This is a genomic window from Streptomyces sp. NPDC013455 (genome assembly GCF_040632975.1).
In the GTDB taxonomy this organism is placed as follows: domain Bacteria; phylum Actinomycetota; class Actinomycetes; order Streptomycetales; family Streptomycetaceae; genus Streptomyces.
This window is the reverse complement of record NZ_JBEYCX010000009.1, coordinates 33049-56289: the sequence shown is the minus strand read 5'-3', so window position 1 is coordinate 56289 and position 23241 is coordinate 33049. Positions and strand designations below refer to the sequence as shown.

Sequence of the window (23241 nt, the reverse complement as noted above, 5' to 3'; positions counted from 1 at the left end):
GGAAGGGTGCGGTCCGGGGGCGGTGCGCCCCCGGACCGGTCCGGGCTCGGTTACTCCCCGTCGCCCTCGGGCCTGCCGGCGCCGTCCGCGCCGTTCTCGGGCGTCTCCGCCTCGTTGACCTCCTGCTCCAGGCCGAGCTGCTCGACCAGCCACTTGTCGAACTCGATCGCGGCCCGCACCCAGCTGACCGTGGAGGAGACGAAGTGGTTGATGTCGACGCCCGTGCCGATCAGCATCTGGGCCTCACCGATCAGACGGACGGTGCCGTCGTCGTGGGTGTGGGTGTACACCTTGGGCCACAGGGTGCGGCGGTTCCACTCGTCGAGGGACTCCAGCAGCTGGGGCCGCTCGTCGATCTTGTGGGGGCGGTCGTAGAAGGTCCGCACCGAGAAGATCGCCTGCTCCTCCTCGCCGCGGAACATGAAGTAGGTGCGGAACTGCTCCCACGGCGCCGCGAGGTCACCCTCCTCGTCGACGATGTACTTCAGCTCCATCTGGTCGAGAAGCTGCTTCACCAGGTCCTGATCCGGGAGGACGGGGCCAACCGGTCCTTGGGGCTGCGGTTCGGGCTGGCCCCCGAAGTTCGGAATCGAGGACGGGTCGATGCTCACCGTGTTTTTCCCTTCATGCGGATGCCGCCATCCTCCCCCATGCGGGGAGGGGGGTGGCAAGCCCCGGCGGGGCCCTGTCAGCCGTGGGCTGACACGATCCGGCGGCCGGGTGGCGGGCGTACGGCACGGGGATGGCGTGAGGGCACGGGGACGGACCAGGTGGGGGGCTGTTCGCGGCGCTGTCGGCGCTGCCCGCCGCGGCCCTGGTCCGGGTGACGGTTCCACGGGGTTCCCCGACTGTGCCGGCCTGGTCCCGGGCGCGTCCGAGCCGGGCTTCGGCGCGTACGCCGCGGAGGTCACCGTGGCGTACGAGGGCCCGGACCGGGCCCTCGCGCACGTCCGGCGTTCACCACCCGAGCGTCACAGCGTCTTGCCCGTGGCCGGCCCGACCAGCAGACCCTCGCCGAAGCGGTCGACGCGGACCGTGTCGCCGTCCTTGATCTCGCCGGAGAGGATCTCCCTGGCGAGCCGGTCCCCGATGGCGCTCTGCACCAGGCGGCGCAGCGGGCGGGCGCCGTAGGCCGGGTCGAGGCCCTCCTCGGCGAGCCAGGCCAGCGCCTGCGGGGTGACCTCCAGGGCGAGCCGGCGCTCGGCCAGCCGCTTGGCCAGACGGCCGATCTGGAGCTCGGCGATCCGCTCCAGCTCGGGCTTGGTCAGCGCGGAGAAGACCACCAGGTCGTCGAGCCGGTTGAGGAACTCCGGCTTGAACGAGCTGCGGACGACTTCGAGGACCTGTTCCCTCTTCTGCTCCTCGGTGGTCAGCGGGTCCATCAGGAACTGGCTGCCCAGGTTGGAGGTGAGCACCAGGATGGTGTTGCGGAAGTCGACCGTGCGTCCCTGGCCGTCCGTCAGGCGGCCGTCGTCCAGCACCTGGAGCAGGACGTCGAAGACCTCCGGGTGGGCCTTCTCCACCTCGTCCAGCAGCACCACGCTGTACGGTCGCCGCCGCACCGCCTCGGTCAGCTGGCCGCCCTCCTCGTAGCCGATGTAGCCGGGGGGTGCGCCGACCAGCCGGGCCACGCTGTGCTTCTCGCCGTACTCCGACATGTCGATGCGGACCATGGCCCGCTCGTCGTCGAAGAGGAAGTCGGCGAGCGCCTTGGCGAGTTCGGTCTTGCCGACACCGGTGGGGCCGAGGAAGAGGAAGGACCCGGTCGGGCGGTCGGGGTCGGCGATGCCGGCCCGGGAGCGCCGTACGGCGTCGCTGACCGCCCGGACGGCCTCGGTCTGGCCGATGAGCCGCCGGCCCAGCTCCTCCTCCATCCGCAGCAGCTTCTGCGTCTCGCCCTCCATCAGCCGTCCGGCCGGGATGCCGGTCCAGGCGGCGACGACGTCGGCGATGTCGTCGGAGCCGACCTCCTCCTTGACCATGGTGTCCTCGGCGGCCTGCTCCTCGGCGGCCGAGGCGGCCTCCAGCTCCTTCTCCAGCTGCGGGATCTCGCCGTAGATGAGCTTGGCGGCGGTGTCGAAGTCGCCGTCGCGCTGGGCGCGTTCGGCCTGGCCGCGCAGGTCGTCCAGCTTCTCCTTCAGTTCGCCGACCCGGTTGAGGGACTGCTTCTCCTTCTCCCAGCGGGCGGTCAGGCCGCGCAGCTCCTCCTCCTTGTCGGCGAGGTCGCGGCGCAGCTTCTCCAGCCGCTCCCGGGAGGCCGGGTCGGTCTCCTTGCCGATCGCCAGCTCCTCCATCCTGAGCCGGTCGACGGCGCGCTGGAGCTCGTCGATCTCCACGGGCGAGGAGTCGATCTCCATGCGCAGCCGGGAGGCGGCCTCGTCCACGAGGTCGATGGCCTTGTCCGGCAGGAAGCGGGAGGTGATGTACCGGTCGGACAGGGTGGCGGCGGCCACCAGGGCGCTGTCCGCGATCTGCACCTTGTGGTGGGCCTCGTAGCGGCCCTTGAGACCGCGCAGGATCGCCACGGTGTCCTCGACGGTCGGCTCGGTGACCAGCACCTGCTGGAAGCGCCGCTCCAGCGCCGGGTCCTTCTCGATCCGCTCGCGGTACTCGTCCAGCGTCGTGGCGCCCACCATGCGCAGCTCGCCGCGCGCGAGCATGGGCTTGAGCATGTTCCCGGCGTCCATGGCGGAGTCCCCGCCGGCGCCGGCGCCCACGACGGTGTGCAGCTCGTCGATGAAGGTGATGATCTGGCCGTCGGAGCCCTTGATCTCGGCGAGGACGGCCTTCAGCCGCTCCTCGAACTCGCCGCGGTACTTGGCGCCGGCCACCATCGCGCCGAGGTCCAGTGCGACCAGCCGCTTGTCCTTCAGCGACTCCGGCACGTCCCCCTTGACGATCCGCTGGGCGAGGCCCTCCACGACGGCGGTCTTGCCGACGCCGGGCTCGCCGATGAGCACCGGGTTGTTCTTCGTACGGCGGCTCAGCACCTGCACGACCCGCCTGATCTCCTGGTCCCGTCCGATGACCGGGTCCAGCCGGCCCTCGCGGGCGGCGGCGGTGAAGTCGGTGCCGAACTTCTCCAGGGCCTTGTACTGGCCCTCGGGGTCGGCGGTGGTCACGCGGCGTCCTCCCCTGGCCTTGCGGAAGGCCGTCAGCAGCTTCCCGGCCTCGGCGCCCTGCCCCTTGAGCAGGTCGGCGGCCGCGCCGCCCTGCGCGGCGATGCCGATCAGCAGGTGCTCGGTGGACAGGTACTCGTCGCCGAGCTCCTTGGCGCGCTCACCCGCGTCGGCGATGACGGCCAGCAGCTCGCGGTTGGGCTGCGGAGGCGCCACGGTGGAGCCGGTCACGCTGGGCAGCGAGCCCAGGATGCGCTCCGCCCCGGCGCGCACGGCCGCCTGGTCGGCCTCGACGGCGGCGAGCAGGTCGGTGATGTTCTCGTTCTCCTGCCCCTGGAGCAGAGCCAGCAGCAGGTGGGCAGGGGTGAGGTCCGGGTGCCCCTCGGTCACGGCACGGTTGCTGGCCGCGTTGATCGCGTCCCGGCTCCTGTTGGTCAGCTCGGCGTCCACCTTGTCCGTTCTCCTCCTCGTGGCGGTGCAGACCGCTCTCCGCTGCTGACTTAACCAGCGTACACAAAGTTGAGTCTATTCCACTCAAGGTCTCTACGGGAGCGTTCCGGGGCTAGGTTGCGCTCATGACGAGGCACTCCGTGAACCTGGTTTCCCCCGACGAGCCGTACCTCGCCTTCTGGCGCGAACGGCACCTGTGCACGCTGACCACCCTGCGGCCGGACGGCAGCCCGCACGTCGTCCCGGTCGGGGTGACCTACGACCCGGCGGCGCGGCTGGCCCGGGTGATCACGAACGGGACGAGCGCGAAGGTGGCCCATGTGCGCGCCGCGGGCGACGAGGGCGCCCGGGTGGCGGTGTGCCAGGTGGACGGCCGGCGCTGGGCGACGCTGGAGGGGCGCGCGCGGGTGCGGACCGAGCCGGAGCGGGTCGGCGAGGCGGTGCGCCGGTACGCCGAGCGGTACCGGCGGACGCCCGCGCCGAACCCGTCCCGGGTGGTCATCGAGATCGAAGTGGAGCGGGCCCTCGGGCACGGCTGAGACCCGATGGTTTCCAGCCACCATGGAAGTCCGCCCATACCCGGAATATCCCCGGAAAACTGCAGCGGCGTCACCGTGTTCAGGTCACGGTGACGCCGCTGCGGGGGGAAGCGCCTGAGCGATGTGTTACGACGGGGGAATCGCGTCAGGCACTGCGGGGGGTGGCCGAGATGGTCCTCAGGTCGGACTCCGCCGGCTCGTACAGCCGGTGATCCCGCTGGTCCAGGTTCACAAAGATCATTCCGTACCGGATGGCACATCGCACCGGCTGCGGCGCGCCACGCGGCTTGCGCAGGCACCGGTACGCCCGCACGTCTTCGTCCTCGTCCCGCGTGACGACGACCGGCTCGCCGAACACGGTCACCATCAGCGAGTCACCACTGTGGGGGATGGCGGTGACCAGATCGATGAAGTGCCAGCCGGAGCGGTAGGCGGTGGCCATTTCTCGGCGGAAGGAGCGGTCGTCAGGTGGAGTGGTCACGTCAGCTCCACACCGTGTCACCGGGGGTGGCGGACGTGGCACCGTCACCGGCGGCGACCGGAGCCGTAACAGACCAGACGGTGTCCGCTCGAACGTCACCCTTCTCGCCAGAGAGGCCAATCAGCGATCCGAAGGCCACAACGGCGGAGAAGGCGGCGACAAGCACCGAGCGAAGCATTCTCTTACGCATAGTCGGCTTCGTCCTCACTTGAAGGTCCCCTCTTCCCCCGTCGGATAAGACGATGGCTCATTCGGACACGTCATGACCACACAATCAGTGCATCATGTTCCTGCATGTTCAGGACCCTGGGGGGTGGAGATTTGGCAACGAATCGGACTAACGAGACACATCCCCATGCCTTGACGGAACTCTGTCAGGAAGGAAGCCGCCTCTACGCGAACGCTCTGCGCATGGGGCGTGTTCCGCGCGCGGACGTGGCGGCCGCTCCCTGCCTGATGGAGTTCGCCCTCCTCCACCCCGACCCCGACGACGCCGACTGGCTGCGGCCCGTACCGGCGTCGGTCGCGCTCTCCCAGCGGCTCAACCCCCTGGAACGCGAGATCACCGAGCGCCGACGGCTGTCAACCGAACTGGCCGAGGCATTCGAGCCGTTCATGGACCTCAGTACCCAGGTGACGGCGAGCACCCACTCCCTCACCGTGCTGGAGGGCCTGGACCGCATCAACACGGCCCTCGACCTGGCCACCGCCCAGTGCCAGAAGGAGGTCCTCACGGTCCAGCCGAGCGCCCGCCACCCCGAACGCCGGCTGGTCGAGGGGCTGGAACGGGACAAGCCGCTGATCGAACGCGGGGTCCGGATCCGCACGCTCTACCAGCACACGGCCCGCTACAGCCCCGAACGGCTCGCCTACGTCGACCAGTTCACGGAGGGCAAGGCGGAGTACCGCACCATCGACGAACTCGTCGAGCGGCTCATCATCTGCGACGAGACCGTGGCCTTCATCCCGGTCCGGGACGACCGGCAGGTCGCCCTCGAACTCCGGCACCCGGGGCTCGTCCGCTACCTGATCAAGGTGTTCGAGTTCATGTGGGACCGGGCGGTGCCGCTGAGCGCCGGCGCCCCCTACGAGACGGCGCCCGACGGCATCACCGAGATCCAGCACTCCATCGCCAAACTCCTCGTGGAGGGGCACGTGGACGAGGCCATCGCCCGCCGTCTGGGCATGAACGTCCGCACCTGCCGGGCCCACATCGCCAAGCTCGCCCAGGCCCTCGGCAGCGGCAGCCGGGCCCAGCTCGGCTACCTCATCGCCCAGTCCGGGATCCTCGACCGCGAGCAGTGAGGCGGTGACCGGGTCCCGGGCCACGGGAGGACCCGCCCCGGGCTCGGCCCGGACGTCTCACCGGACGCCCGGGCTCTTCTGGTCCGGGCCGGCGAGGGCGCTGCTCGGCACCGGCGGACGGTGGCCGTCCAGGCCCACCTGGGCGATCCGGACCCCGAGTTGGGTACGGCTGGCCGCGCCCAGCGTCTCCGACAGGCGGGCGATGTGGGCCCGGCAGGTGCGGACGCTGATGCCGAGCCGCTCGGCGATCACCGCGTCCTGGTGGCCCTCGGCGAGCAGCGCGGCGATGGACTGCTCGCGGTGCGAGATGCCCTCGATGCCGGTGTCGGGCAGCGGAGCGGTCAGCGGGATGGCGAGGCGCCAGAGCCGCTCGAAGACCGTCACCAGGTACTCGACCAGGGCCGGGTGGCGCAGCTCCAGGGCCATCGTGCGGTCGGAGTTGGCGGGGATGAAGGCCACCGTGCGGTCGAAGAGGATGAGCCGGTCGATGACCTCGTCCAGGGTGCGGGCCTCCACCGCCTCGCCCATCAGCTCCAGGTAGTTGAGCAGGCCCTGGCCGTGCCGGGCCACGTGCGTGTAGAGGTCGCGCATGCGCACGCCCCGGCCGCGCAGCGCCAGTGCCCGGTGCAGACCCTCGGTGAGCTCCGCCTCCCGGCGGATGCCGCCCGGCTGCACGGTGAGCACCTCGGTGGTGCACGCCTCGGTCGCCTCGTCCATCGCGGCCTGGATGCGGGAGAGTCCGTCCAGGACCCGGATCGCGGTGCCCTCGGTGGGCAGCGCCAGGGTCTGCGGCTGACGGCCGAGGCCCGCGTACCACTCGAAGGCGGCCACCGCCGAGCCCACCCGCCGCTGGCTCTCACTGACCTCGTCGTAGACCCCGCGCAGCAGCCGGGTCATGACCTCCTGCGGGGAGGTCGGCACCAGCCAGTCCATGTCGTCGGGATCCGGGTGCAGCAGAGCCAGTTCCAGCAGGCAGGGCACCGGTTCGGCGTCCGTGCGCGGTACCCGTCCCCGGCGCACGGCACGGGAATAGACACGGTCCCCGGCCTCGCACAGCCGGTCGGCACCGTGAGGATGCTCCTCCGCCCCGTGCCCGGCCATCGCCCATTCCACCCCCGGTGTGCTGCCACTTCCGCAGCGCAACTATGCGCGGCGCCGACCGGGTCCGCAACACGGCTCCTGCCGCGCCGGCCCTCGAAAACCGCTGCTATGCCCGGGTTTTTGTGACGTCGCTCCACCCTCCGCAGCACACCAAGTTGACGGCGTGGGGTGACGGGGTCCCGGCGTCGCGGGGGGCCGCCGCCGTACCGCGCCCACGGGGGTGGCGCGGTACGGCGGGGAGCCGCCGGAAGGCGCCGCCAGGGGCCCGGTACGGCGGGGAGCCGCCGGAAGCGGCCGCCAGGGCCCGGTACGGCGGGGAGCCGCCGGAAGCGGCCGCCAGGGGCCCGGTACGGCGGGGAGCCGCCGGAAGGGGCCGCCAGGGGCGCTGAGCCTACTTCAGGCCGATCGCCGCGCAGGCCGCCTTGTACTTGGCGGTGCAGATGGCGTCGACGCTGTAGATGCCGTCCGCGACGACCGTGTCCTTGATGGTGCGCTTGGTCAGCGCGGTCACCTGGACCAGCCGGGCCGGGATGTCCTTGTCGGTGGGGCTGTCCACCCGGTCCTGGGTGAGGGCGTCGAACTGGATGTCCTTGCCCTGGATCTTCATGACCGCCATCTGCGCGGCGGCCTCGGCCTCGTCCGGGTAGGACTTGTAGACGCTCATGTACTGCTCACCCGAGACCACCCGCTGCACCGCGTCGAGTTCGGCGTCCTGGCCGGTGATGGGGGGCAGGTCGGTGACGCCGGCCGCCTTCAGCGCCTTGATGACACCGCCCGCCATGCCGTCGTTGGCGGAGTAGACGGCGGCGATGTTGCTCTTGCCGATCGACGCGATCGCCTTGGCCATGTTGGCCTCGGCGTTCTCCGGCTTCCAGTCGGTGGTGTCGTAGCTCGCCGCGATGGTCACCTTGCCGTTCAGCTCGGAGAGCGCGCCCTCCTTGAACTGCCGGGCGTTCGGGTCCGTGGGCGAGCCGTTCATCATGACGATCTTGTCGGAGGTGTCGACGTCCGGCCCCAGCGCCTCCAGCACGGTGCGGCCCTGCACCTCGCCGACCAGCTCGTTGTCGAAGGAGATGTACGCGTCGATCGGGCCCTCGGCGAGCCGGTCGTAGGCGATGACCGGGATGCCCGCTTCCTTGGCCTTCTTCACTCCCGCGGCGACGGCGTGCGCGTCCACCGCGTCGAGCAGGATGACGTCGACCTTGTCGTCGATCATGTTCTGCAGCTGCTCGGCCTGCCGGGTGGCGCTCGCGTCCGCGTTGGCGTACTCGACCTTGCCCTGCTTCTTGGTGAGTTCGGCCACCTTGTTCTTGATGATGGGGTAGTCGAACTTGTCGTAGCGGGTGTTCGCCTTCTCCGGCAGCAGCAGGCCGACGGTGACGTCGTTGCCCTTGGTCGGGCTTGCGCTCGCCCCGTCCCCCGTCGCGTTCAGCACGCCACAGCCGGCGAGCGAGAGGGTCATCGTGGACGCGGCCACGGACAAGGCGATACGACGCATTCGGGGGCTCACTTCAGGTGCGTTCCGGACGTGGGTGCTGCTTTACGACCCAGGTGTCTGAAAAGACAACGCGGAGGCCGCACCCGGCGTCAAGAAGAATCACTTAACGAGTGCGCAACACCACGCTCAGCTGCACTGTGAAGGTCACGCGAAACCCCCTTCAAATACCCTTTACGGGCCGTCCATCCGGCAGGAGTTCGCGGTTCGGCCAAGATCCGTACAACCACCCCGGTTCACCGCGAGTCGTGCTCGTCGCGGCCCCGGGCCGCGTCACGAAATCGATCAGAGGACCGAATGAACCCAGCCAGACGTACGACCGCCACGGCCGTCGTACTCGCCGCCTCCGGCGCCCTGCTCGGCGCGGTCGCCCCGCCCGCCTCCGCCACCGCGAGCTGCGCCTCACCGGTCTACACCCGGCAGTTCTTCGCGAACACCGGCTTCTCGGGCACCCCGAAGAAGACCGACTGCGACAGCGGCGTCAGCGAGTCGTGGGGCACCGGCGCGCCCGCCACGGGCCTGCCGAAGGACAACTTCGGCGTCCGCTGGACCGTCACCCGCGACTTCGGCTCCGGCGGGCCCTTCAGCCTCACCGCGACCGCCGAGGACGGCGTCCGCGTCTACCTCGACGGCACCCGCCGGATCGACCTGTGGAAGAACGTCTCCCGCGCGCGGACCAAAACGGTCGACGTCACCGTCCCGTCCGGCCGGCACACCCTGCGCGTCGACTACGCCAACTGGACCGGCGGCGCGTCCGTCTCCTTCGGCTACGCCCCGCGCACCGGCGCCGACGTCGACCAGGTCCGGCCGCTGGTGCCCACCGGGGTCTCGGTCTCCTACGACCGGACCACCGGCAGGACGAGGCTCGACTGGGCGAGGAGCAAGGAGATGGACCTCGCCGGCTACCGCGTCCACCGCCGCCTGAAGGGCACGCCGTTCGGCGGCACGCCGCTCGCGGCCACCACCGGCACGTCGTACACCGACAGCACCCTGCCGAAGACCGGCGAGACCTACTACTACGAGATCCGCGCCTACGACCGGGCCGGCAACGAGTCCGCGGGCACGGCCGACCAGGCCGTCACCACCGTCGACCGGGTCGCGCCCGCCGTGCCCGCCATCACGAGCGCGACCGGCGAGGTGACGGCGCAGGGCGGTACGGGCGGACTGAAGGTCGCCTGGGGAGCGGTCCCCGGGGCGGTGTCGTACCGCGTCTGGCGGGCACCGGCCGAGAACGGCGTCTACACCGGGCTCGCCACCACGCAGCAGCCCGCCTACCTGGACACCACGGCCGCCGAGAGCACCGTCTACCACTACCGGGTGTCGGCCGTCGACGCGGCCGGCAACGAGTCCGCCCCGTCCGCGCCGCAGCGCGGCAGGATCTGGGACAACGACCCGCCGGCGCCCGTCACCGGCCTGAAGGCCACCCCGACCGAGTACGGCTTCCGGCTGGACTGGGACGCGAACCCGGCCACGGACCTGAAGTACTACACGGTCCACCGGGGCGAGCTGGTCGGCGACGAGGAGGACCGGGTCTGCTACGGCCTCGCGACGCAGTACGTCCCGCCCACCGCCACCTCCCACGCCCTCACCACGCTCCCGGACGGCGGCGAAGCGTGCTTCTTCGTCGACGCCGTGGACGACGAGGGCAACTCGGCGGTCAAGTGGCACGGCCCGGCCGAGGCCGTGGTCGCCACCGAGCTGGACATGACGCCGGGCGTGCCCACGCCCGAGGGCTCGCCGGTCCACGTGACGGCGACCACCGGGGAGGACGGCACGGCGCCGGTCACGCTGGGCTGGAACGCGGTGCCCGACGCCACCGGTTACCGGATCTACCGGTGGAACCGCGGCACCGGCGCCTACGAGGGGCTCGCGGAGACGACCGGGACCTCCTACCGGGACACCGCCGCCGCCACGGGCACCACCCACTTCTACCGGGTGACCTCGCTGGCCGCGGACGGCACCGAGTCCGCGCCGGGCGGCGACTGGGCCGTGCTGGCGCCCTGAGCACGCGGAAGGGGCCGGCGGGATCGCTCCCGCCGGCCCCTTCCCGTTCCACTCGGACCGGGTCAGTCCTGCTGCTGCCGCTTCGGCCGCCACACCACCAGCGCGCTGGTCTGCTGGACCTCCTGGTACGGGACCAGGTCGCGCCGGTAGGAGGCGTGCACCGCGGCCTCGCGCTGCTGCATCGCGGCCGCCGCGCCGTCCAGGGCCGCCTGCAGCTCCGCGACCCGGGACTGGAGCGCGGCGACCTGGTTCTCCAGTTCGATGATGCGCTTGATGCCGGCCAGGTTGATGCCCTCGTCCTGCGACAACTGCTGCACCTGGCGGAGCAGTTCGATGTCGCGGGCCGAGTAACGGCGGCCCCGGCCCGCGGTGCGGTCCGGGGAGACCAGGCCCAGGCGGTCGTACTGGCGCAGCGTCTGCGGGTGGAGTCCGGAGAGCTGGGCCGCCACCGAGATGACGTAGACCGGGGTTTCCTCGGTCAGTTCATACGGATTACGTCGACGGCCGTCCATCTCTCTCAAACTCCCTTCGCGGCCTCGAACAGCTCCGCCCGCGGATCCTCGCCCGCGGTCGCCTCGCGATACGCCTCCAGCGCGTCACGAGCCTTCCCCGACAGGTCCGTGGGGACACGCACCTCCACGGTGATCAGCAGATCGCCGCGGGTGCCGTCCTTGCGGACCGCGCCCTTGCCACGAGCCCGCATCGTACGGCCGTTCGGCGTGCCCGGGGGCAGTTTCAGGGTGACGGCCGGGCCGCCCAGGGTCGGCACCCGCACCTCGCCGCCGAGGGCCGCCTCGTCGAACGTCACCGGAACGGTGACGGTGAGGTTGTCGCCCTTGCGTCCGAAGACCGGGTGCTCGCCGACGTGGACGACCACGTACAGGTCGCCGGCCGGGCCGCCCCGCTCGCCGGGCGCGCCCTTGCCGCGCAGCCGGATCCGCTGGCCGTCGGTCACCCCCGCCGGGATGCGGACCTGCATCGTCCGGGACGACTTGGCCCGGCCGCTGCCCTTGCACTCCGTGCAGGGGTGCTCGGCCATCAGGCCGCGGCCCTTGCAGTCGGGGCAGGGGTCGGTGAGCGAGAAGCCGCCGCCGGAGCCCCGAGCCACCTGCCCGGTGCCGACGCAGGTCGGGCACACGCGCGGTGTGCCGTTCTTGTCGCCGGTGCCGGAGCACGCCTTGCAGGGCGCCTGGGAGGACATCCTGAGCGGCACCGTGGCGCCCTCGATGGCCTCCGTGAAGCTCAGCGTGACCTCGGACTCGATGTCCTGGCCGCGCCGGGGCTGGGTCCGCGTGCCCGCGGCGCCGCCCCGGTTGAACAGGCCCCCGAAGACGTCACCGATGCCGCCGCCGAAGCCTCCGCCCTGGGCGTTGCCCCCGAAGAGGTCACCCAGGTCGAAGTTGAAGGAGCCGCCGGCCCCGCCCGGTCCGGGGCGGAAGCCGCCGTTGCCGAACAGGGCGCGGGCCTCGTCGTACTCCTTGCGCTTCTTGGGGTCACCGAGGATGTCGTTCGCCTCGGAGATCTCCTTGAAGCGCTCCTCGGCCTTGACGTTGCCCTTGTTGGCGTCCGGGTGGAACTCGCGGGCGAGCTTCCGGTACGCCTTCTTGATCTCTGCCTCGGTGGCGTCCTTGGGGACGCCGAGGACCTTGTAGTAGTCCTTCTCGATGAAGTCCTTGGTGCTCATCCCCGACGTCCCTCCTTCCCCTCAGTCCGTCCGTCAGCCCTCGTCCGGGCCACCGGTGTCCTTCTCGTCGGCCGCCGCGGTGCTCTCCTCGGCGTCCTCGGCCTTGGCGGCCTGCGCGCCGGGCTGCGGCTCGGCGACGGCCACCCGCGCGGGGCGGATGGTGCGCTCGCCGATGCGGTACCCGGGCTGGAGGATCGCCACGCAGGTCGTCTCGGTGACGTCCGGCGCGTAGGAGTGCATCAGGGCCTCGTGGATCGTCGGGTCGAAGGGCTCGCCCTCCTTGCCGAACTGCTGGAGCCCCATCTTGGCCGCGACCGTCTCCAGCGACTCGGCCACCGACTTGAAGCCGCCGACCAGTTCACCGTGTTCGCGCGCGCGGCCGATGTCGTCGAGCACGGGCAGGAGCTCGGTCAGGAGGTTCGCGATGGCGATCTCCCGGACGGCGACCCGGTCGCGCTCGACGCGGCGGCGGTAGTTCTGGTACTCGGCCTGGAGGCGCTGGAGGTCCGCCGTGCGCTCGCTCAGCGCGGTGCGCACCTGGTCCAGCTGGGCGACAAGACCGGCACTTTCGTTCGCGTCCCCGGCCGGGGCCGCCCCCTCCTCGGGGGCGGCCTTCGGCTCGGCGTCGTCGGAGGTGGCGCCGGAGGGGACGTCGGGCTTCTCCTCGAAGCCCGGGGTCTCCTCCGTCACGCGGCACCGTCCTTGCGCTCGTCGTCCACGATCTCGGCGTCGACGACGTCGTCGTCGGCCTTGGTCTCACCGGCACCGGCGGAGGCGCCGCCGGCGGCCTGGGCACCCTGGGCGTCGGCGTACATGGCCTGGCCCAGCTTCTGCGAGACGGCCGCGACCTTCTCCGTGGCGGAGCGGATCTCGGCGGTGTCCTCGCCCTTGAGCTTCTCCTTCAGCTCGGCGACGGCGGCCTCGACCTCGGTCTTGACCTCGCCGGGCACCTTGTCCTCGTTGTCCTTGAGGAACTTCTCGGTCTGGTAGACCAGCTGCTCGCCCTGGTTGCGGGACTCGGCGGCCTCGCGGCGCTTGTGGTCCTCCTCCGCGTAGCGCTCGGCCTCCTCGCGCATGCGGTCGACCTCGTCCTTCGGCAGCGAGGAGCCGCCGGTGACGGTCATCTTCTGCTCCTTGCCGGTGCCGAGGTCCTTCGCCGTGACGTGCATGATGCCGTTGGCGTCGATGTCGAAGGAGACCTCGATCTGCGGGACGCCGCGCGGCGCCGGCGGCAGACCGGTCAGCTCGAACATGCCGAGCTTCTTGTTGTAGGCCGCGATCTCGCGCTCGCCCTGGTAAACCTGGATCTGCACCGACGGCTGGTTGTCCTCGGCCGTGGTGAAGATCTCCGAGCGCTTGGTCGGGATCGTGGTGTTGCGCTCGATGAGCTTGGTCATGATGCCGCCCTTGGTCTCGATACCGAGGGACAGCGGGGTGACGTCGAGCAGCAGGACGTCCTTGACCTCGCCCTTGAGGACACCGGCCTGGAGCGAGGCGCCGATGGCGACGACCTCGTCCGGGTTCACACCCTTGTTGGCCTCCTTGCCGCCGGTCAGCTCCTTGACGAGCTCGGCGACGGCGGGCATACGGGTGGAGCCGCCGACGAGGACGACGTGGTCGATCTCGTTGATGGAGATGCCGGCGTCCTTGATGACGTTGTGGAACGGCGTCTTGCAGCGCTCCAGCAGGTCCGCGGTCAGCTGCTGGAACTGGGCGCGGGTGAGCTTCTCGTCGAGGTGCAGGGGGCCCTCGGCGGAGGCGGTGATGTAGGGCAGGTTGATCGAGGTCTCCGTGGAGGAGGACAGCTCGATCTTGGCCTTCTCGGCGGCCTCGCGGAGGCGCTGGAGGGCCATCTTGTCCTTGGACAGGTCCACGCCGTGACCGGACTGGAACTGCTTGACCAGGTAGTCCACGACGCGCTGGTCCCAGTCGTCACCACCGAGGTGGTTGTCACCGTTGGTGGCCTTCACCTCGACGACGCCGTCGCCGATCTCCAGCAGGGACACGTCGAAGGTGCCGCCGCCGAGGTCGAAGACGAGGATCGTCTGGTCGTCCTTGTCGAGGCCGTAGGCGAGCGCCGCCGCGGTGGGCTCGTTGACGATGCGCAGGACGTTCAGACCGGCGATCTCGCCGGCCTCCTTGGTCGCCTGGCGCTCGGAGTCGTTGAAGTAGGCCGGGACGGTGATGACCGCGTCCGTGACCTTCTCGCCCAGGTAGGCCTCGGCGTCCCGCTTCAGCTTCTGAAGGATGAAGGCGGAGATCTGCTGCGGGTTGAAGTCCTTGCCGTCGAGCTGGATCTTCCAGTCGGTGCCCATGTGGCGCTTCACCGAGCGGATGGTCCGGTCCACGTTCGTGACCGCCTGGCGCTTGGCGACCTCGCCGACGAGCACCTCACCGTTCTTGGCGAAGGCGACGACGGACGGCGTGGTCCTGGCACCCTCGGCGTTGGTGATGACGGTGGGCTCGCCGCCCTCCAGAACGCTGACGACGGAGTTAGTCGTGCCCAGGTCGATGCCGACCGCACGTGCCATGGTTGATTCCTCCAGCTGACTTGAGTGGAACAGGCTCAAGTGTGCACGAGCGGGACGCCGGGGTCAACAGACCTGAGTCAGCTTGGCTCAACTCTTATCCGTTCCTTACACGCAAGTGGCCGCTGACCTGCGTCGACGTCGGGCGCCGAGGCTGCTGGACAGGTGTACGGAGGAGGACGAGCACGGCCACCGCGAGAACCACCCCACCGGCCACCCAGAGCGCGGCCCCCTCCCCGGTCCAGCCGGTGTGCACCAGTACCCCCACCAGGACGGCGGAAAAGGATCCGGCCCCCAGCAGCACGACCGCCCCCTGCGTGGTGAGCCCGAGCCGCCGCAGCCGGTGCGCGAGGTGGTCGGGGCCGCGCCGCAGCAGCGGCCGCCGGGCCAGCCCCCGGACGAGGACCACCAGCAGGGCGTCGGCGAGGGCGACGGCGCCGAGGCAGAACACCACCGCGGCGCTCGGCCCGATCGCGTACCCCGCGCGCGTGAAGACGACCGCCGACGACAGCAGGAAGCCGGTGAACAGCGAGCCGCAGGCGCCGAGCCCGACCCGCGCGGGGTGCCAGTTGTGCATGAGGAAGCCGGTGAGGGCGGCGGCGACCACGCTCAGCAGTACGGCGAGCCCGTCCATCAGCTCGGCGGCGGCACAGGCGCCGGCGCCGAAGGCGGTGATCACCCCGACCGTGCCCGCCAGGCCGTCGGCGTGGTCGAGCGCCTTGAACGCGAGTGTGGCGAGGACGATCCAGCCGACGGCCAGCAGCCCGCCCGGCACCCCCGTCTCGTCGTACGGCACCACCCAGACCGCCGCGACGGCCGTACCGGCGACGAGCACGCGCGCCCGCAGCCGCCACACATCGGCCACCAGGCCCAGCACGGCGACCCCGACGGCGGCCGCCAGCAGCCCCCCGACCCCCTGCCCGAGCGGGGCGACCCGGGACCACTCCCCCACCCAGGAGACCAGGCAGGTGACGGCCACGACGGCGAGCCCGCCGAGAAGCGGAAGGGGCCGCTGCCGACGCCGGTCCAGGATTCCGGCCCTGAGCGCGGGCAGCCGGAACGCCGCTGCGAGCACGGCGGTGAGCAGCAGGGCGGCTGAGGCGGCGGCGATCCCGTAGAGCACGGCTCTAAGGTAGGGGCGAAAGTATCAATTCGGTATGAATAACACGATCCGATTGCCGGGCGGCGACCCATATCACCCCGCGCCCTGCTGCATCCCGACGGATGATGGGGGTAGTCTCAGACGGACTGCATAAGTTACCGCTTAGTAATGTAGCCCTGCTCAGACAGCTCGTTCAGACCGAGGCCGCCTCAGGAGCCCCAATGCAACTCGCCGCGATCATCGTGTCGCTGGTCCTGATCGTGGTCGGCGTGGCACTGTTCGGCCGCGCCCTCCTCCAGATCTACAACTTCATGCGGCTGGGCCAGCCCGTGCCGGCCGGGACGCGGACCGACGATCCCACCCAGCGCACCATCACCGTGGTCAGGGAGTTCCTCGGCCACACCCGGATGAACCGCTGGGGCGTCGTCGGCGTGGCGCACTGGTTCGTGGCGGTGGGCTTCTTCACCCTGCTGCTGACGATCGTCAACGCGATCGGCCAGCTGTTCCAGGCGGACTGGATCCTGCCGGTCCTCGGCGAGTGGGCGCCGTACAACATCTACGTCGAGTTCATCGGCACGATGACCATCGTCGGCATCCTCGTCCTGATCGTGGTCCGGCAGCTGAGCCACCCGCGCAAGCCGGGCCGCAAGTCCCGCTTCGCCGGCTCCAACTTCGGTCAGGCGTACTTCGTCGAGACCGTCATCCTCGTCGTCGGCGTCTGCATCTTCATGCTGCACGCCCTCGAAGGCGCCCAGCACCACGTGGACGGCTACGAGGCCTCGTTCTTCATCTCCTACCCGGTGGTGTCGTGGCTGGAGGGCATGGACCTCTCCACGCTGCAGAACCTCACCTACTTCTTCGCCGGCCTGAAGATCGCGACCTCCTTCATCTGGATGATCACGGTCGCCCTGAAGACCGACATGGGCGTGGCCTGGCACCGCTTCCTCGCCTTCCCGAACATCTGGTTCAAGCGCAACGCCACCGGCGAGACCTCCCTCGGCGCCCTGCTGCCCATGACCTCCGGCGGCAAGCCGATCAACTTCGAGGACCCGGGCGACGACGACGTCTTCGGCGTCTCCCAGGTCGAGCAGTTCTCCTGGAAGGGCCTGCTCGACTTCTCCACCTGCACCGAGTGCGGCCGCTGCCAGTCGCAGTGCCCCGCCTGGAACACCGGCAAGCCGCTCTCCCCGAAGCTGCTGATCATGTCCCTGCGGGACCACGCGCACGCCAAGGCGCCGTACCTGCTGGCCGGCGGCGGCAAGACCATGGAGGGCGAGGAGAAGGCGTCCGAGGAGCAGCTCGCCTCGGTGCCCGCCGCCGCCCTGGCCGAGGCCGAGCGCCCGCTGATCGGCACCGCCGAGGAGAACGGCGTCATCGACCCGGACGTCCTGTGGTCCTGCACCACCTGCGGCGCCTGCGTCGAGCAGTGCCCGGTGGACATCGAGCACGTCGACCACATCGTGGACATGCGCCGCTACCAGGTCATGATCGAGAGCGCCTTCCCCTCCGAGGCGGGCACGATGCTCAAGAACCTGGAGAAGAAGGGCAACCCCTGGGGCCTGGCCAAGAAGCAGCGGCTGGAGTGGACCAAGGAGGTCGACTTCGAGGTCCCGGTCGTCGGCAAGGACATCGAGGACCTCACCGAGGTCGAGTACCTGTACTGGGTCGGCTGCGCCGGCGCCCTGGAGGACCGCGCCAAGAAGACCACCAAGGCCTTCGCCGAGCTGCTGCACATCGCGGGCGTGAAGTTCGCGATCATGGGCGGCGACGAGAAGTGCACCGGTGACTCCGCCCGCCGCCTCGGCAACGAGCCCCTGTTCCAGGAGCTCGGCATGGAGAACGTGATGGCCCTGAACACGGCGTTCGGCGAGGAGCTGGACGACGAGGGCAAGGTCGTTGCCGAGTCCGCGAAGCCGAAGTCGGCGAAGAAGATCGTCGCCACCTGCCCGCACTGCCTCAACACGCTCGGCAACGAGTACCCGCAGCTCGGCGGCGACTACGAGGTCATCCACCACACCCAGCTGCTCCAGCACCTGGTCGACGAGGGCAAGCTGATCCCCGTCACCCCGGTCGAGGGCATCATCACCTACCACGACCCCTGCTACCTGGGCCGCCACAACAAGATCTACACGCCGCCGCGCGAGATCATCGGCAAGGTCCCGGGCCTGCGCAACGAGGAGATGCACCGCCACAAGGAGCGCGGCTTCTGCTGCGGCGCCGGCGGCGCGCGGATGTGGATGGAGGAGCGGATCGGCAAGCGCATCAACAACGAGCGCGTCGACGAGGCCCTCTCCCTCAACCCCGACATCGTCTCCACGGCCTGCCCGTTCTGCCTGGTCATGCTCACCGACTCGGTCAACGGCAAGAAGAACGACGGCAAGGCCAAGGAGTCCATCCAGGTCGTGGACGTCGCCCAGCTGCTGCTCGACTCCGTCCGGACGCCGGTCGACCCGGCGGGCGAACCGGAGCCGGAGAGCGAGCCGGAGCCGGAGCCGGTGAAGTAACCGCGCCCGCCCAGGACCGACGGCGCCCCCTGACCCGCACAGGCAGGGGGCGCCGTCGTGTCGTCAGGCAGGGGCGCCCGTCGGGTCGCGGGCAGGGGGCGCCGTCGTGTCGTCAGGCAGGGGGTGCCCGTCGGGTCGCGGGCAGGGGGCGCCGTCGGGTCGTCAGGCAGGGGGCGCCCGTCGGGTCGTCAGGCTTCCTTCGGGCCCGCCTGCTGCACCACCTCGAAGGACCACAGGGTGGAGCCGGAGGCCGCCGGCTTCGGACGCTCGCCGCCCTCGCCGCCGCCCTGGTGCGCGGACTTCATCGGGCCCTCCATCCACGCCTGGAACGACTCCTCGTCCCGCCAGCGGGTGTAGACGAGATAGGTGTCGGTGCCCTCGACGGGCCGCAGCAGCTCGAACCACTCGAAGCCGTCGGAGTTCTCCACCGCGTGGGCCCGCGAGGCGAACCGCTTCTCCAGCACCTCCCGCTGCTCGGCGGGAACGGTCAGCACGTTGATCTTCACTACGCTCATGGACCCATCCTGGCCCATGCCGCCGGGCCGGTGGCGGAGGGCCGGAGGGAAAGGGGGAAGGGCGGTCGTCGCGGACGGTCCTCGCGAGCGGTTAGTGCGGGCGCTCGTCGCGGGCGGTCGTCGCGGAGGGTTGTCGCGGAGGGTTGTCGCGGACGGTCACCCGGGCGGCGGTGAAGGCCCGCGCCTCCTGGCCGGACCACCGGCCCCAGCAGCCCCACCGGCCCGCTGGCCGACCCCACCGGCCCCACTGGCCCCGGCGCCCCCACCGGCCCCAGGGCCCCGGTGGCCCCACCGGCCCCGGTGATCCCATTCCGTTACCGAACACTCGTACAACCATGGCGTCCCCGGACGGGTCTCCTGATCGCCGACCGCCCGGTGAACGACGGGACAACCCACGACGAACCCGGGCGGTCCCCCCATCCCCAGTGGATGCCCCGCCGGGCATTCCCCGCATGCCGCAGGAGACCGCATGCACAAGCACCCGCGACTCGCCCTCGCGACGGCCACCGCGGCCGCGCTGACGGGCGGCCTGCTCACGTTCGCCGCACAGCCCGCCACCGCCGCCGACTCCGTCAAGGTGGCGAAGGCCGACTTCAACGGCGACGGTATCGGCGACACCGCCACCTCCGCGGCCACCGCCTACGTCAGCGGCCGCCAGAACGCCGGCCAGGTCGTCGTCCTGTACGGCACGGCCACCGGTGTCTCCTCCGCCGAGCGCACCACCCTCAGCCAGAACAGCACCGGCGTCCCGGGCACCGCCGAGGCCGGCGACATGTTCGGCGGCGACCTGGCCTACGCCGACTTCAACGGCGACGGCTACGACGACCTCGCCGTCGGCTCCCCGGGCGAGAAGGTCGGCACCGACACCAACGGCGGTGCCCTGGCCATCCTGTGGGGCTCCCCGAGCGGCCTGACCGGCCAGGGCGTCGACGTCCCCGACCCGGCCGTCTCCTCCCACGACTACTGGGGCAAGAACCTGGCCGCCGGCGACTTCGACGGCGACGGCAAGGCCGACCTGGTCGTCGGCAGCTCGACGGCCACCCTCCACCTGTACCGGGGCGGCTTCACCACCGCGGGCGCCCACGGCAGCCGGACCACCGTGAAGCCGCCGATCCGGTCGGGCACCAACGACTTCCCCTACGGCCCGCTCAACCTCACCGCCGGCGACGTCAACGGCGACGGGCGCACCGACCTCGTCGTGGACGGGTACGAGACCTCGACCCAGTACGGCTGGAACACCAACTACTGGCTGCCCGGCACGTCCACCGGCCTGAGCAGCGCCTCGGCCAAGACCCTCAAGCCCGGCATCATCACCGCGATCGGCGACGTCAACGGCGACGGCTTCGGCGACATCGTCAGCGGCGCCGACTGGGACGCCAGGACCAGCGACGGCACCGCCATCCCCTACGCCGCCGACGGCGGCAAGGTCAACGTCACCTACGGCTCCGCCTCCGGCCCGGCCTCCACCACCGGCATCACCCAGAACACCGGCAACGTGCCCGGCTCCGCGGAGAAGGGCGACGCCTTCGGCTGGGAGCTGGACCTCGGCGACATCAACGGCGACGGCTACCAGGACCTCGTCGTGAGCAGCCCGCAGGAGGACATCGGCGGCGTGACCGACGCGGGCAGCGTCACCGTCCTGTACGGCTCCGCCTCCGGCGTGAACACCGCTTCCGGCGCCCAGTCCTTCGGCCAGAACACCACGGGCGTCCCCGGCAGCGACGAGAAGTCCGACCTGTTCGGCGCCGACGTCAAGCTGGACGACGTCACCGGCGACGGCCGGGCCGACCTGGTGATCGGGTCGTACGAGAACGGCGGCGACGGCGCCGTGACCTACCTGCCCTCCAACGGCACCAAGCTCACCACCACCGGCTCGCGCTCCCTCGGCGCGTCCGCCGTGGGCCTCTCCACCACCGGCACCCCGCAGTTCGGCGCGGTCTTCGCGGACTGAGCAGGCGCTCCGGCGCCCCGGAGAACCATGGAAAACCCCCAGGTACCTCGGGGGCGGCGCCTGACGGTCCCTTAGGGGATGTCACAGGTCGGCCGCAAAGCCGGGCCCGGACCGCCGGGCCCGGCACGTCGGCGTCCCGGACCAGGTACGTTCGATGACGTGGCTGGATTCAGGATCGGACGCGGGGGCCGGGACAACCGCACCCCCCAGGGACAACAGGCGCCGCAGGGACCGTCGTACGGACACGGGCAGCAGTACGGCCAGGGGCGCGGACCGGGTCGGCCCACGGGGCCGTCGCACGGGCAGCCGCCGTACGGGCAGCCGCCGTACGGCCAGCCGCCCCGGGGACGGCAGGGCGGCGCCTCGTACGGCTACCCGTCGGCGCCGCAGCCGCCGTACCCGCAGCCGGGACAGCAGTACGGGTACCCGCAGCCGGCCGACGACGGACCGGAGTACTTCGGCGACGGCGGCCACCCCGGCCCCGGGCAGGGTCCGCACGACCCCTACGCGGCCAACAACCCGGGCCACACCCAGGCGTTCTCGATCGACGAGGCCGCCGGCTACACCCAGGGCGCGACCTACCACGCCGGCGCGGCCCCCGAGCCCGCCGCCCCGCTCGGTCCGCCCCTGCACTGGAAGGAACTGCTGAAGGGGATCGTCCTCTCCCCCGACCAGACCTTCCTGCGCATGCGGGACTACACGATGTGGGCCCCCGCCCTCATCGTGACCTTCCTCTACGGCCTGCTCGCCGTCTTCGGCTTCGACGGCGCCCGCCAGGACGCGATCAGCGCGACGCTCTCCAACGCGGTGCCGATCGTGCTGGTGACGGCGGTCGTGATGGTGCTGGGCCTGTTCGTCCTGGGCGTCGTCACCCACACCCTGGCCCGCCAGCTCGGCGGCGACGGCGCCTGGCAGCCCACGGTGGGCCTGTCCATGCTGATCACGGCCCTCACGGACGCGCCCCGCCTCATCGTCGCCATGTTCTTCGGCGGCGACGCCGGCTTCGTCCAGCTGCTCGGCTGGGCCACCTGGATCGGCGCGGGCGCCCTGCTGACGATGATGGTCCGCCGCTCCCACGACCTGCCCTGGCCGAAGGCGCTGGGGGCCTCGGCGCTCCAGCTGGTCGCCCTGCTGTCGATCGTGAAGCTGGGCACGTTCTAGCCTCCCGGCCACCACACACGGCGAAGGCCCCCGGCTGCCGAGCCGGGGGCCTTCTCCAACCCCGTACGTGCCCGGCCCCTCCCTGCACGACAAGGTCGCCGCATCCGTGCGCACGCGGAGGCCGGAGCGCGGGGCCTGGGACACACCCCTAGGGGGTGTCTCGCCCCCTAGGCGTCGAGAACCTGTCCGGCCCGCTTGACCACGGGCGGCTCGACACTCCACGGGAAGTTGATCCAGTCGTCGGTACGCTTCCACACGTACTCGCACTGCACGAGGGAGTGGGACTTCTCGTAGATCACCGCGGAGCGCACCTCGGCGACGGTGTCGAGGCAGAAGTCACGCACGAGCTTCAGGGTCTTGCCGGTGTCCGCCACGTCATCGGTGATCAGCACCTTCTTGTCGGAGAAGTCGATCACGTTCGGCACGGGGGCGAGCATGACCGGCATCTCCAGGGTGGTGCCGACGCCCGTGTAGAACTCCACGTTGACCAGGTGGATGTTCTTGCAGTCGAGGGCGTAGGCGAGCCCGCCGGCGACGAAGACCCCGCCCCGGGCGATGCTCAGCACGATGTCGGGCTCGTACCCGTCGTCGGCGATGGTCTGCGCCAGCTCGCGGATGGCGGTCCCGAACCGCTCGTAGGTCAGGTTCTCCCGCACGTCTGCGTCCGTCATGTCGTCGTCGCCCTCACACCTGGGTCCGATGGAAATTGAGGAAGGACCGCGAGGCGGTCGGCCCGCGCTGCCCCTGGTACCGGGAGCCGTACCGCTCACTGCCGTACGGCGCCTCGGCGGGGGAGGTCAGCCGGAACATGCAGAGCTGGCCGATCTTCATCCCGGGCCACAGCTTGATGGGGAGCGTCGCGAGGTTGGACAGCTCCAGGGTGACGTGCCCGCTGAAGCCGGGGTCGATGAACCCGGCGGTGGAGTGCGTGACCAGCCCGAGCCGGCCGAGCGAACTCTTCCCCTCCAGCCGCGAGGCGAGGTCGTCGGGCAGCGTGATGACCTCGTAGGTGGAGGCCAGCACGAACTCCCCGGGATGCAGGATGAACGGCTCGTCGCCCTCGGGCTCGACCAGCCGCGTCAGATCCGCCTGCTCGATGGAGGGGTCGATGTGCGGGTACCGGTGGTTCTCGAACACCCGGAAGTACCGGTCCAGCCGTACGTCGATGCTCGACGGCTGCACCATGGATTCGTCATAGGGATCGATCCGTACCCGCCCGGCGTCGATCTCGGCCCGGATGTCCTTGTCTGAGAGAAGCACGTAGCGAGGATACGCAAGGCGCGCGGAACCATCGCAATCACG

At 70.8% G+C, this 23241-nt stretch carries 19 protein-coding genes; 6 read left to right on the top strand and 13 right to left on the bottom strand.

Annotated features, from left to right (window positions below; translation table 11 throughout):
* Positions 1-50: 50 nt before the first annotated feature.
* Positions 51-611, bottom strand: a complete 561-nt coding sequence (locus tag ABZ576_RS16655; protein ID WP_360740756.1) for a YbjN domain-containing protein — start codon at positions 609-611, stop codon at positions 51-53.
* A gap of 360 nt (positions 612-971) precedes the next feature.
* Complete coding sequence (gene clpB / locus ABZ576_RS16650) at positions 972-3569, bottom strand: ATP-dependent chaperone ClpB (protein WP_360740755.1); 2598 nt, start codon at positions 3567-3569, stop codon at positions 972-974.
* Between the two features lie 125 nt (positions 3570-3694).
* Here clpB and ABZ576_RS16645 point away from each other — a divergent pair, with 125 nt between their 5' ends.
* Positions 3695-4108 carry a PPOX class F420-dependent oxidoreductase gene (locus ABZ576_RS16645; RefSeq protein WP_360740753.1) on the top strand — a complete coding sequence of 138 codons (414 nt, stop codon included), beginning with the start codon at positions 3695-3697 and terminating at the stop codon, positions 4106-4108.
* A gap of 145 nt (positions 4109-4253) precedes the next feature.
* Here ABZ576_RS16645 and ABZ576_RS16640 read toward each other — a convergent pair whose 3' ends face one another.
* Complete coding sequence (locus ABZ576_RS16640; protein WP_360740751.1) at positions 4254-4589, bottom strand: hypothetical protein; 336 nt, start codon at positions 4587-4589, stop codon at positions 4254-4256.
* 294 nt (positions 4590-4883) lie between these two features.
* Between ABZ576_RS16640 and ABZ576_RS16635 the strand changes: the two genes are divergently transcribed.
* Positions 4884-5894 (top strand): helix-turn-helix transcriptional regulator, encoded by a 1011-nt coding sequence (locus tag ABZ576_RS16635; protein ID WP_360740749.1) that lies wholly within the window; start codon positions 4884-4886, stop codon positions 5892-5894.
* Positions 5895-5951: 57 nt separating this feature from the next.
* On the opposite strand, the gene ABZ576_RS16630 is transcribed toward ABZ576_RS16635, so the two are convergent.
* Complete coding sequence (locus ABZ576_RS16630) at positions 5952-6995, bottom strand: LuxR C-terminal-related transcriptional regulator (protein ID WP_360740747.1); 1044 nt, start codon at positions 6993-6995, stop codon at positions 5952-5954.
* 391 nt (positions 6996-7386) lie between these two features.
* Positions 7387-8493, bottom strand: a complete 1107-nt coding sequence (locus ABZ576_RS16625) for a substrate-binding domain-containing protein (RefSeq protein WP_360740745.1) — start codon at positions 8491-8493, stop codon at positions 7387-7389.
* Positions 8494-8787: 294 nt separating this feature from the next.
* Here ABZ576_RS16625 and ABZ576_RS16620 point away from each other — a divergent pair, with 294 nt between their 5' ends.
* Positions 8788-10494, top strand: coding sequence for a PA14 domain-containing protein (locus ABZ576_RS16620; protein ID WP_360740743.1), 1707 nt, complete (start codon positions 8788-8790; stop codon positions 10492-10494).
* A gap of 62 nt (positions 10495-10556) precedes the next feature.
* Here ABZ576_RS16620 and ABZ576_RS16615 read toward each other — a convergent pair whose 3' ends face one another.
* The 5 genes from ABZ576_RS16615 to ABZ576_RS16595 form a co-directional block, all read right to left on the bottom strand.
* Positions 10557-11006 (bottom strand): helix-turn-helix domain-containing protein, encoded by a 450-nt coding sequence (locus tag ABZ576_RS16615; RefSeq protein WP_360089474.1) that lies wholly within the window; start codon positions 11004-11006, stop codon positions 10557-10559.
* Between the two features lie 5 nt (positions 11007-11011).
* Positions 11012-12178: a molecular chaperone DnaJ gene (gene dnaJ, locus ABZ576_RS16610; RefSeq protein WP_360740741.1), complete on the bottom strand. Its 1167-nt coding sequence runs from the start codon at positions 12176-12178 to the stop codon at positions 11012-11014.
* 33 nt (positions 12179-12211) lie between these two features.
* On the bottom strand, positions 12212-12868 hold the full coding sequence (grpE, locus tag ABZ576_RS16605) for a nucleotide exchange factor GrpE (RefSeq protein ID WP_360740739.1): 657 nt from the start codon (positions 12866-12868) through the stop codon (positions 12212-12214).
* Positions 12865-14709 carry a molecular chaperone DnaK gene (gene dnaK / locus ABZ576_RS16600; RefSeq protein WP_360740737.1) on the bottom strand — a complete coding sequence of 615 codons (1845 nt, stop codon included), beginning with the start codon at positions 14707-14709 and terminating at the stop codon, positions 12865-12867. Before dnaK ends, grpE begins: the two co-directional genes overlap by 4 nt.
* A 94-nt stretch (positions 14710-14803) precedes the next feature.
* Positions 14804-15829 (bottom strand): MraY family glycosyltransferase, encoded by a 1026-nt coding sequence (locus ABZ576_RS16595; RefSeq protein ID WP_360740736.1) that lies wholly within the window; start codon positions 15827-15829, stop codon positions 14804-14806.
* Positions 15830-16029: 200 nt separating this feature from the next.
* On the opposite strand from ABZ576_RS16595, the gene ABZ576_RS16590 reads away from it, so the two are divergent.
* The gene (locus ABZ576_RS16590; protein ID WP_360740734.1) at positions 16030-18312 is read left to right on the top strand and encodes a (Fe-S)-binding protein; all 2283 of its coding nucleotides are present in this window, start codon (positions 16030-16032) and stop codon (positions 18310-18312) included.
* 188 nt (positions 18313-18500) lie between these two features.
* Here the strand turns inward: ABZ576_RS16590 and ABZ576_RS16585 are convergent, their stop codons facing one another.
* Entirely contained in the window at positions 18501-18827 is a 327-nt protein-coding gene (locus ABZ576_RS16585; RefSeq protein WP_356151725.1) for an antibiotic biosynthesis monooxygenase, read from the bottom strand.
* Between the two features lie 469 nt (positions 18828-19296).
* Here ABZ576_RS16585 and ABZ576_RS16580 point away from each other — a divergent pair, with 469 nt between their 5' ends.
* Both ABZ576_RS16580 and ABZ576_RS16575 read left to right on the top strand, forming a co-directional pair.
* Positions 19297-20778: an FG-GAP and VCBS repeat-containing protein gene (locus tag ABZ576_RS16580; protein WP_360740732.1), complete on the top strand. Its 1482-nt coding sequence runs from the start codon at positions 19297-19299 to the stop codon at positions 20776-20778.
* 78 nt (positions 20779-20856) lie between these two features.
* Positions 20857-21939, top strand: a complete 1083-nt coding sequence (locus ABZ576_RS16575) for a YIP1 family protein (protein ID WP_360740730.1) — start codon at positions 20857-20859, stop codon at positions 21937-21939.
* Between the two features lie 167 nt (positions 21940-22106).
* Here the strand turns inward: ABZ576_RS16575 and ABZ576_RS16570 are convergent, their stop codons facing one another.
* Entirely contained in the window at positions 22107-22610 is a 504-nt protein-coding gene (locus ABZ576_RS16570) for a phosphoribosyltransferase (protein ID WP_360740728.1), read from the bottom strand.
* 13 nt (positions 22611-22623) lie between these two features.
* Entirely contained in the window at positions 22624-23199 is a 576-nt protein-coding gene (dcd, locus tag ABZ576_RS16565) for a dCTP deaminase (RefSeq protein ID WP_360740726.1), read from the bottom strand.
* Positions 23200-23241 lie beyond the last annotated feature (42 nt).

Excerpts from the sequence above, each read along its gene's own strand:
- ABZ576_RS16575 (WP_360740730.1), top strand. The coding sequence starts at position 20,857 with ATGTCACAGGTCGGCCGCAAAGCCGGGCCCGGACCGCCGGGCCCGGCA.
- ABZ576_RS16625 (WP_360740745.1), bottom strand. The coding sequence starts at position 8,493 with ATGCGTCGTATCGCCTTGTCCGTGGCCGCGTCCACGATGACCCTCTCG.
- ABZ576_RS16630 (WP_360740747.1), bottom strand. The coding sequence starts at position 6,995 with ATGGCCGGGCACGGGGCGGAGGAGCATCCTCACGGTGCCGACCGGCTG.
- ABZ576_RS16590 (WP_360740734.1), top strand. The coding sequence starts at position 16,030 with ATGCAACTCGCCGCGATCATCGTGTCGCTGGTCCTGATCGTGGTCGGC.
- dnaK (WP_360740737.1), bottom strand. The coding sequence starts at position 14,709 with ATGGCACGTGCGGTCGGCATCGACCTGGGCACGACTAACTCCGTCGTC.
- ABZ576_RS16585 (WP_356151725.1), bottom strand. The coding sequence starts at position 18,827 with ATGAGCGTAGTGAAGATCAACGTGCTGACCGTTCCCGCCGAGCAGCGG.
- ABZ576_RS16580 (WP_360740732.1), top strand. The coding sequence starts at position 19,297 with ATGCACAAGCACCCGCGACTCGCCCTCGCGACGGCCACCGCGGCCGCG.
- ABZ576_RS16635 (WP_360740749.1), top strand. The coding sequence starts at position 4,884 with ATGTTCAGGACCCTGGGGGGTGGAGATTTGGCAACGAATCGGACTAAC.
- dnaJ (WP_360740741.1), bottom strand. The coding sequence starts at position 12,178 with ATGAGCACCAAGGACTTCATCGAGAAGGACTACTACAAGGTCCTCGGC.
- ABZ576_RS16615 (WP_360089474.1), bottom strand. The coding sequence starts at position 11,006 with ATGGACGGCCGTCGACGTAATCCGTATGAACTGACCGAGGAAACCCCG.
- ABZ576_RS16620 (WP_360740743.1), top strand. The coding sequence starts at position 8,788 with ATGAACCCAGCCAGACGTACGACCGCCACGGCCGTCGTACTCGCCGCC.
- ABZ576_RS16570 (WP_360740728.1), bottom strand. The coding sequence starts at position 22,610 with ATGACGGACGCAGACGTGCGGGAGAACCTGACCTACGAGCGGTTCGGG.
- ABZ576_RS16645 (WP_360740753.1), top strand. The coding sequence starts at position 3,695 with ATGACGAGGCACTCCGTGAACCTGGTTTCCCCCGACGAGCCGTACCTC.